This is a genomic window from Achromobacter arsenitoxydans SY8, from assembly GCF_000236785.1.
GTDB classification, from domain to species: domain Bacteria; phylum Pseudomonadota; class Gammaproteobacteria; order Burkholderiales; family Burkholderiaceae_B; genus Achromobacter; species Achromobacter arsenitoxydans.
Window position 1 is genome coordinate 55943 of record NZ_AGUF01000010.1, and the last position, 9619, is coordinate 65561.

Here is a 9619-nt window from a genome sequence, read left to right on the forward strand (position 1 = left end):
CCGGATCAGTCCACCCGCCACCAGCCCGGCAGCAACCCGCGCACCTTGGCGCGGCGGTAGCGGTCGTCAATGAGATGCACCGTGCCCACGTCGTGCTCGGTGCGGATGACGCGGCCCGCCGCCTGCACCACCTTCTGCATGCCGGGGTACAGGTAGGTGTAGTCGTAGCCGTTTTCTTCACCGTAGCGCTGGTCCATGGCGCGCTTCATGTTTTCGTTCACGGGGTTCACCTGCGGCAGGCCCAACGTGGCGATGAACGCGCCGATCAGCCGCTTGCCCGGCAGGTCCACCCCTTCCGAGAAGGCGCCGCCCAGCACCGCGAAGCCCACGCCCTGCCCCGTTTCCGTGAAGCGCGCCAGAAACGCCGCGCGCCCCGGTTCATCCATGCCCGGCGTCTGCAGCCAGATCGGCACCTGCGGATGGCGCTGCCGCATCAGGTCGGCCACGCGCTTCAGGTAATCGAAACTGCTCAGGAACCCCAGATAATTGCCCGGCCGTTCGGCATACTGGCGCGCGATCAGGTCCGCGATGGGCGCCAGCGAGCGCTCACGGTCGCGAAAGCGCGTCGACACATTGCCCACCACCCTCACCGCCAGTTGCTCGGCCTGGAATGGCGCGGCCACGTCGATCCACGGCGTGTCCCTGGGCAGGCCCAGCGTGTCGCGGTAGAACTGCTGCGGACTGAGCGTGCCCGAGAACAGCACCGTGGCGTGCGCCCCCGCGTAGCGCGCGGCCAGGTATGGCGCGGGAATGACATTGCGCACGCACAGAACGGACGGCGGCGTCTTGGCGCCGGCGAACGCCGCTTCGCTCTGCGTGACGTCGAACAGCGCATGCGAGCCGAACTGCTCGGCCAGCCGCATGAAATGCAGGGCATCGAAGTAGAACCCCAGCAACGGATCGTCCTGCGCCAGCGGCGTCTGGCCCAGGTACTCGGTGATGGCCGCCACCGCCTTCTGCACGGTCGCCAGCACCCCCGCCGGCGCGGCCTCGTAGGCCTGGTAGCGTTCGGCCTGCTTCTTGTTCAGGGCGTTCCAGGACCGATGCAGCCCGTCCAGCGTCTTCTTGAGCGCCTTGGGCGCCGCGTGGCGGGCCGCCGTGAGGCGGTCCTGGTCCAGTTCGCCGGTGTACATGCGGCGCGCGCGGTCCACCAGGTTGTGGGCCTCGTCGACCAGCACCGCCACCTTCCACTGGTGCGCCTGCGTCAGCGCGTACAGCATCGCCGTGGAATCGTAGTAATAGTTGTAGTCGCCCACCACCACGTCGCTCCAGCGAATCAGTTCCTGCGACAGGTAGTACGGACAGACCTCATGTTCCAGCGCAGTGGCGCGCACGGCGGGCGCGTCCAGGCGCGTGTGCTCGAGCGCGGCGGCGCGCGCCTGGGGCAGGCGGTCGTAAAAGCCCCGCGCCAGGGGGCAGGAATCGCCGTGGCAGGCCAGATCCGGATGCACGCAGGCCTTGTCGCGGGCCTGCAGGTCCAGCACCCGCAAGCCGGGCGCCGCGGGCTGGGCGTTGACCGTCTCCAGCGCCTGCAACGCCAGGCCGCGTCCGGAACCCTTGGCCGCCAGGAAGAACATCTTGTCCAGTCCCGCGCCCGGACTGGCCTTGAGCAGCGGAAAGACCGTGCCCAGCGTCTTGCCGATGCCGGTGGGCGCCTGCGCCATCAGGCAGCCGCCATCGCGCGCCGTGCGATAGGCCGCCACCGCCAGCTCACGCTGGCCGGCGCGGAACTCGCCGTGCGGGAACGCCAGCTTTTCCAGCGCGTCGTCGCGCGCCTGGCGATGGGCCAGCTCGGTCTTGGCCCAGGCCAGGAAACGCCCGCACTGTTCCTGGAAAAAAGCGGCAAGGTCGGCGGCCTGGTGCGTTTCCACCAGCACGGTCTCTTCTTCCGTGGCCACATTGAAGTACACCAGCGCCACCCGCAGGCTGGGCAGCCCGCGGGCCTGGCACAGCAAATGGCCGTATACCCGCGCCTGCGCCCAATGCACCACGCGGTGATTTTCGCGCACGCTGTCGATCTGCCCGCGATATGTCTTGATCTCTTCGAGCTGGTTGGCGGCCGGGTCGTAGCCGTCGGCGCGGCCCCGCACCAGCAGGCCTTCGAAGGCGCCAGACAAGGGGACCTCGGTTTCGTAGTCGGACCCGCGCCGGCCCGTCACGACCGCGTGGCCCGCCATGCCCTCCAGCCCGCTGGGCGCGGGCGTGAAGCGCAGGTCCAGATCGCCCGCCCGGGCCGTGAATTCGCACAGCGCGCGCACCGCCACCGCGTAGCTCATGCCGCGCCCTCCAGCCAGCTGACGTGACAGACGCGCACCGGCATGCCATGCGCGACGCAATACTGCAGCCAGCGGATCTGGTTGTCCTGCAGCTTGTCGCCCGGCCCCTTTACTTCGATCAGTTCATAGCGGCGTTCGGCGGGCCAGAAGCGCACGAGATCCGGCAGCCCGGTCCGATTGGCCTTGACGTCGCGCAGCAGCCGGGCGAAGAACAGCTTCAGGTGCGCGGCCGGCAGGCAATCCAGCGCCTGCGCCAGCAGCGGTTCGGACAAGGCGCCCCAGAACACGAACGGCGACTGCACGCCAAACTTTTCGGCATAGCGGCGCAGGATGACGTCGCGATAGGCGGACGTATCCAGCTGGGCCAGGCAGTCCTCGAAATGCGCCTGGCGCCGCGCGTAGAAGTCCGGCGCGTCCAGGTCGGCCGGGCCGCGCTGGAACGGATGAAAGAACGCGCCCGGCAGCGGCGCAAACACCGCGGGCCAGCACAGCAGCCCGAACAGCGAATTGATCAGCGCGTTTTCGACGTAATGCACCGGCGCATCGTCGTCATGCAGGTGATCCCGCGCGACGTATTCCACGGACAAAGGCTGCCCCGGGCGCGCCAGCGCCAGGTCGGTGCGCGGCACGACCGGCGCAGCGGCTCGCGCCGGCGCGCCCTGCCCCAGCCCGCGCCGCAGCCGCGGCATCATGCGGGCCACGCGCTGGCTTTCTTCTTCGCTTTCGGGCGCGCTTGCCGACTGCAAGGCCAGCGCCATCGCGTCTTCGAACCGCTGCATCCGTTCATACACGCGGATGCGGCGGTGCCGGGCGCCCGGATAATCGCAACAGGCGTACACGCGCTGCGCGGCCTCCCAGTCCTGGGCCCGCTCGCAGGCCTGCCCGATCCGCAACAGCACCTTGGCGCGGCGCTTTTCCAGCCAGGCGTTGCCGCTGGCGCAATCCTGCGCGGCCCGCAGCAAGACGTCGACATCGGCGCCTTGGTCCAGCGCCTGCCGGCACGCGTGCAGCGCCAGATAGCAGTCCACGTCGGCACGCGTCTGAAAGGCGCGCGACGCGCCGTCGAACGGCACGGCTTCGTACTGGAACACGCCCAGGTCCGCCAGCACGAATTCCGACCAGTCCTGGTGCAGGTTGCCGAAGAACATCAGGCGCAGGCGTTCGCAGCGGTCCCCCACCGTCACGCGCCAGACGGCTTCGATCGAATCCGGATTCCAGCCTCGGTAGGGGCGCGCGTCGGCATACACGGGGCGCAGCGTCTCGAGCAGTTCGGCCTTGCGCGCGGCGGGCTTTGCCGCCGCCGGAAGCAAGGCCAGGCGGACGAGTTCGGGCTTGGTCAGCAATCCGAACAATTCGTCCAGCGTCATCGGCGCTGCCGCGTCCAGCCAGCCCAACGCCAGCAGCGGCGCGGCGGCCGCTTCGATGGCCGGAATCTCTTCGTAGACCAGCCGGCTGGACCGGAACCAGGGGCCCCGGCGCATCAGCATGCGCACCATCAGCGCCTGCGACGCCTGCGGCAGCGCCGCGAAATCCGCCAGGAAGCGGCGGTCGGCGTCGTCCAGGAGATCGGCGTAGCGGTCAAAGACCCACGCCAGCGCGCGCTGGAAATTGTGCAGGTAGTAGTAACGGTGCGGGGGGAGCATCGGCGGCGCCGGATAGCTGTTTATTTATCCAGTAATCATAGCAGCCCGCCCGCCGCCGCGTCCTGGCCGTCCTCCTGCCATGCATGCTTGACGATGCGCAGCCCTTCGCTCTCGTCGGGCTCGACGAAATACGCCGTGATCGCGTCATACTCGGCATCGCTGGTCTGGAAAGGATGCTCGCCCGCGGCATTGCGGGCGCGCAGCCGCGCCTTGCAGACCGGGTCCGGCACGTCCAGATAATGCAACTGGTGCGCGCACCCCGCCTCAACCGCCACCGCGCGCAGCCATTCGCGGCTGCGCCGCGTATTGGCGGGAAAATCCAGCACCACCGACAGCCCCGCCGCCGCCAGCGCCGCAACATGGCTGCCCATGGCGTTGCGCAACCGGCTGGCGCAGCGCCCGTAGTCCGTCACGTCCACGATCTCGCCCGGATACAGCGCCGCCAGCCAGCGGTCTTCGCTGAGCAGCAGCGTCCGGGGACGCGCCGCCAGCCGGGCGGCCAGCGTGGACTTGCCCGCGCCGATCTTGCCGCACAGGAAGTGCAGCGTGGGCGTGGCGGCGTCGAAGGTCGAAGATTCGGTGGAAGACATGCGGGGCTCCTGTAAGACGGCGATTCCAGGAGGCGGAAAACAAAAAACCCGCCTCTTGGCGGGTTTGTGTAGCGATGTCCGACTGCGCGCTAGCCCACCATCTGTCCGATGGTGGTAATAATCAAAGCGAACGGGGCGCGGGTCTTGGACATAAGGTGCAGCTTGCGCCCTTGCCCGCCGCCTGTCAAATCGCACCATGAAAAACGGCGCCGGAATGCCTGGGCTTTCCGGCGCCGTCTGCCGCCCCGGCGACGATGCGCCGGGACGGCCGATCAAGTCGCTATCGGCTTTACTGCGCGCGCACCGGCTGCGGCGCCGCGCCGATCTCCTTGCGCACCTTGGCCACATCCGAGGCGCTGACAGCCGCCCCCTTGTTGCCCCAGCTCGACCGCACGAAACTCACCACGTCGGCGACTTCCTTGTCGGTCATGCGCCAATCGAAGCCCGGCATCGCGTACGCCGTCGGCGCCGACGCCGTGCCCGGCATCTGCGCGCCCTTGAGCACGATGTGGATCAGCGAGGCCGGATCGGCCGAGTTCACCGTCGAGCTCAGCGCCAGCTGCGGGAAGGTTTCCGAGTAGCCCTTGCCGGTGCTGCGGTGGCAGGCCGCGCAGTTGTTCAGGAAGGCCATGGCGCCGTCGCCCTTGTCCTTGCCGGTGCGCAGCGCTTGCGCCACGGACTCGTCATAGGCCAGCGGCTTGGTGGCGTCCTTGTTCACCGGAGGCAGGCTCTTCAGGTACACCGCGATGGCGTTCAGGTCGTCGTCGGTCAGGTGCTGCGTGCTTTCCTCGACCACCTGGGCCATGCCGCCAAAGGCCGCGGAATGGCCGTTGCGGCCGGACTTCAGGAAGGTCGTGATGTCTTCCTTGCTCCAGCTGCCCAGGCCGTCGGTGACGTCGCCGCGCAGGTTCTTGGCCAGCCAGCCTTCCACCACGCCGCCCGACAGGAAGGCCGAGCCGTCCGCGTCCGTCAGCGCCTTTTCCTGCAACGCCACGCCGCGCGGCGTGTGGCAGGTGCTGCAATGGCCCAGACCTTCGACCAGGTACTGGCCGCGCAGCAACGCCTGCTTGTCGGCGCCGCTCAGGTCCGCCGTGACGGGAGCCGTCGCGACGTCCGGCGCAAACATCCAGCGCCACACGGTCAGCGGCCAGCGCATCGACATCGGCCAGATGATGTCGGTGTCCTTGTTCTCCTGCTTCACCGGCTCGACGCCGTGCATGAAGTAGGCGTACAGGGCCTTCACATCGTCGGGCGTGACCTTGGCGTAGGCCGTGTACGGCATGGCCGGGTACAGCGAATGTCCGTCCTTGGCCACGCCGTGGCGCACGGCCCGGTCGAAGTCCTCGTACGAATAATTGCCGATGCCCGTTTCCTTGTCCGGCGTGATGTTGGTGGAATAGATCATGCCCAGCGGCGAATCTATCCCCAGGCCGCCGGCAAAGGGCTTGCCGCCCTTGGCCGTGTGGCAGGCAATACAGTCGCCGGCGCGCGACAGGTACTCGCCCTGCTTGATCATCTGCGCATCGGTCGAAGCCGGCGTGCCGTCCGCGGCAAACGCGGCGCTGGCGACCAGGGCCGAGAAGGCCGCAACAATGGTCTGCTTAATCATTGTTCCGTCTCCTTAAGCCTGGACCAGCGGGCCGGGGTTCTTCAGGTACTGATCGCGGATGGCCTGCGCGGCCCAGTACGCCAGCGCGCCCACCAGCCCGGTCGGGTTGTAGCCCATGTTCTGCGGGAACACGCAGGCGCCCATCACGAACACGTTCGGCACGTCCCAGCTCTGCAGGTACTTGTTGACCACGCTTTCCTTGGGAGTGGTGCCCATGATGGCGCCGCCCGTGTTGTGCGTGCTCTGGTAGACGCGCGTGTCGTAGCGCGCGCCCTTCTTGCGCACCGCCACAAAGTGCTTCTCGGGATTCATGGCCTTGGCCACGGTCTCCATCCGCTTGCCCATGTAGCCCAGCATGTCGAACTCGTTGTCGTGCCAGTCGAACGTCATGCGCAGCAGCGGCTGGCCATAGGCGTCCTTATAGGTCGGATCAAGCGACAGGTAGGCGTCGCGGTACGACATCACCGAACCGGAAATGCCGATCGTCATGAAGCGCTGGTAAGCGTCCTGCACGCCGGCCTTCCAGGCCGTGCCCCAGGTCGGGGTACCCGGCGTCGTCGGCGTCTGCTTGATGGGACGGCCGCCGTAGCGCACGTGGCGGATGCTGGCGCCGCCCACGAAGCCCAGCGGGCCGTGGTCGAACTGGTCGCCGTTCAGGTCGTCCATGCCCACGCCGCCCGCGCCGGTGCCGACGAAGGGGTTGAGCTGGGTGCCCTTGGGCAACAGCACGTTGACCGCGCCGTTCATCTGGTACGCGTAGTTCTTGCCGACCACGCCTTCGTTGGTCTTCGGGTCATACGGCTTGCCAATGCCCGACAGCAGCAGCAGGCGCACGTTGTGCATCTGGTAGGCCGACAGGATCACCAGGTCGGCGGGCTGCTCGATCTCGCGGCCCTGCGCGTCGATGTAGGTCACGCCCACGGCCTTCTTGCCGGTCGAATCCAGGTTGACCTTGATCACCTGCGCTTGCGTGCGCAGTTCGAAGTTGGGCTTCTTCAGCAGCACCGGCAGAATGGTGGTCTGCGGCGAGGCCTTCGAATACATGTAGCAGCCGTAGTTCTCGCAGAAGCCGCAGAAATTACAGGGCCCCAGGCGCACGCCGTACGGATTGGTGTAGGGGCCGGAGGCATTGGCGGCCGGCGTGGGATACGGATTGAAGCCCACTTCGCGTGCCGCCTTGTCAAACAGCGACGCGCCGTAGGTCGTGGCCAGCGGGGGCAGCGGGAATTCCTTGCTGCGCTTGCCTTCCAGCGGGTTGCCGCCTTCCACGATCTTGCCGTTCAGGTTGCCGGCCTTGCCCGACGTGCCGCAGACATACTCGAACTTGCTGAAGTACGGCTCCAGTTCGTCATAGGTCACGCCGAAGTCCTGGATGGTCATGCCTTCCGGGATGAAATTCTTGCCGTAGCGGGTCTCGTAGCGGGTGCGCAGTTCCAGCTCTTCGGGCAGCACGCGGTAGTGCATGCCGTTCCAGTGAAAGCCCGCGCCGCCCACGCCCGTACCCAACAGGAACGAGCCATTCTGGCGGTACGGCACGGCCACGTCGTCCACGCCGTGGCGGATCGTCACGGTTTCCTTGGACAGATCCTGGAACAGGTATCCGCGCACCGAGTACTTCAGTTCGTCGATCACCTTGGGGTATTCGGCGTCCTTGGGCGTGTCCTGCATGCCGCCGCGCTCCAGCGCCAGCACCTGCAGGCCCGCTTCGGTCAGCTCCTGGCCCAGGATCGCACCGGTCCAGCCGAACCCGACCAGCACCGCATCAACTTTATCTTTCTTGATCGCCATGATTTAACCCTTCTCCCCAGAGATAGACACGGGGCCATAGGGGTACTTCACATTGGGCTGGTCGACCCAGTCCATAAAGTCGGCGCGCGCGCCGGGAAAGCCCACCATCTTCCAGCCCACCATGTTCTTGTTGCCGCCGTAGATCGGATCGGCAAAGAACCCTTCCTTGGTGTTGGAAAGCAGGAAGCTGAAGAAAGTCTTGGACGGCACGGACTCGAACACGATCTTGCCAGCCTGCAGGTCTTTCAGGATCTGCTCCTGCAGCGACTTGTCGAGTTCGGCGTACACCTTGCCGTGCGTCTTCACGCACCAGGCGTCACAGGCCTCGATGCCGTGGCGGTAGACCTCGCGCGGATTCTGGTTGATCTGGTAGCCCAGTTCCGGCACCTGGTCCGGATGGAACGGACCCTGCATGTACCAGAGCTTGCCGTGGCCGAAAGGCGTTTCCATCTGGCGGTCGATGAACTCGGGCACGCCGGCCGCGATCGCGCCCGGGCCGTACTCGTCGGCGGGAATCAGGTGATCCACCGCGGCAACGATAAAGGCCCATTCGGCCTTGGTGAAATAGGTGGGCTCGTAGGGCTTGGCCGCCTGCGCGGCCTTGCCGTCGGCGGCGTTGGTACAGCCGGCGGTCAGGCCGCCTACCGCCAGCGTCGATGCTGGCACAATGGCCATCGCCTGCAGAAACCGCCGGCGCGGCTTTGCGTCATCTGTCATGGACATCTCCGTGAATACTCCAAGTTGTCCTAGCGCGCTACCGAACATGAAACCTGGAAACACGAACTGCCGAGCTAGAGACAACACGCTCTTTTCTTGCTGAAGATCAAACCTGGTCTTGGAAAAGGGACGTAAGAGCAGGTGCCCGAATTATGCGCTTTTAAACGCGTCTGATCTGCTCAAACGACCATATCAGTTCGATTTTGTTGACATGGAAAAGTCTTTTGCATTAAGGACAACGTAAGAAGCCCGAAAATGCGGGCTTTTCTGACAGCAAGGTGAACGGATTCGGTATATTTGCGCGGCACGGCGCGTCGATTCAGCCGCGCCGGCACTCATGATTGCCCACACGCAAAACACGAACCCATCGCACGATGAACGACAACACCAAGACCTGGCGCAGTTCGACGACCACGCGTAGCTGGAGCTCCACCACGGACCTCACCCCCGAACAACGCAAGAACATCGAAGCGCTGCTGGAAGGCGGGATTGACGGCGCGACGATCAGCGAGCAATGGAGCTATTCGGGCACTGAAAACGGCAAAACCTACACCGTCGAGATCAACGACGGCGCCGTAACGCTCAACGGCCGCCGCTACGACAGCCTGGACGAAGTCCCGCGCGCCGATCGCGAACGCATCGAGGCACTGCGCAACGGCCAGGGCATGGAAGGCTTGTGGGACATGCTCAGGAACGCGGGCGTGGACTCCCATAATCTGGCCAATGCATTGCCCGGCCACCAGGCGAAACCCGCCTTTACGATCGAGACCGAAGGCCCCGATGCCGGCCCGGCGAGCGCCGCGTCGTCGTCGGACGCCCAGCGCGCCGCCAGCCAGCAAACGCAGACAGGCCTCGCGCCGGGCGCAGTCCCTTCCGGCGGCGGCCTGCGCAGGACCCTGCTGATCGGCATCGCCATCGGCCTGGGGCTGTGGGTGGCTCGGGCGCTGAACCTGTTCTAAGCCGCAGGCGGCCAGGGGTTCTGGCCACGCGCCCCGC

Annotated in this window: 7 protein-coding genes; 1 reads left to right on the top strand and 6 read right to left on the bottom strand. The window is 66.4% G+C overall.

Annotation, left to right across the window (positions count from 1 at the left end):
- Positions 1 to 5: 5 nt before the first annotated feature.
- From KYC_RS02115 to KYC_RS02140, 6 genes are all read right to left on the bottom strand, one after another.
- On the bottom strand, positions 6 to 2276 hold the full coding sequence (locus tag KYC_RS02115; protein ID WP_008158367.1) for a helicase C-terminal domain-containing protein: 2271 nt from the start codon (positions 2274 to 2276) through the stop codon (positions 6 to 8).
- A complete protein-coding gene (locus KYC_RS02120) occupies positions 2273 to 3919 on the bottom strand; it encodes a VRR-NUC domain-containing protein (RefSeq protein ID WP_008158369.1) in 1647 nt (548 codons plus the stop codon). The genes KYC_RS02115 and KYC_RS02120 overlap by 4 nt, the downstream gene beginning before the upstream one ends.
- Positions 3920 to 3954: 35 nt before the next feature.
- Complete coding sequence (locus KYC_RS02125; RefSeq protein ID WP_008158370.1) at positions 3955 to 4509, bottom strand: P-loop nucleotide/nucleoside kinase family protein; 555 nt, start codon at positions 4507 to 4509, stop codon at positions 3955 to 3957.
- 289 nt (positions 4510 to 4798) lie between these two features.
- Complete coding sequence (locus KYC_RS02130; protein WP_008158371.1) at positions 4799 to 6118, bottom strand: c-type cytochrome; 1320 nt, start codon at positions 6116 to 6118, stop codon at positions 4799 to 4801.
- 12 nt (positions 6119 to 6130) lie between these two features.
- Positions 6131 to 7906 (bottom strand): GMC family oxidoreductase, encoded by a 1776-nt coding sequence (locus KYC_RS02135; RefSeq protein WP_008158372.1) that lies wholly within the window; start codon positions 7904 to 7906, stop codon positions 6131 to 6133.
- Positions 7907 to 7909: 3 nt separating this feature from the next.
- Positions 7910 to 8623 carry a gluconate 2-dehydrogenase subunit 3 family protein gene (locus KYC_RS02140; RefSeq protein WP_043517322.1) on the bottom strand — a complete coding sequence of 238 codons (714 nt, stop codon included), beginning with the start codon at positions 8621 to 8623 and terminating at the stop codon, positions 7910 to 7912.
- A gap of 374 nt (positions 8624 to 8997) precedes the next feature.
- On the opposite strand from KYC_RS02140, the gene KYC_RS02145 reads away from it, so the two are divergent.
- A complete protein-coding gene (locus KYC_RS02145; protein WP_008158374.1) occupies positions 8998 to 9582 on the top strand; it encodes a hypothetical protein in 585 nt (194 codons plus the stop codon).
- Positions 9583 to 9619: the final 37 nt, after the last annotated feature.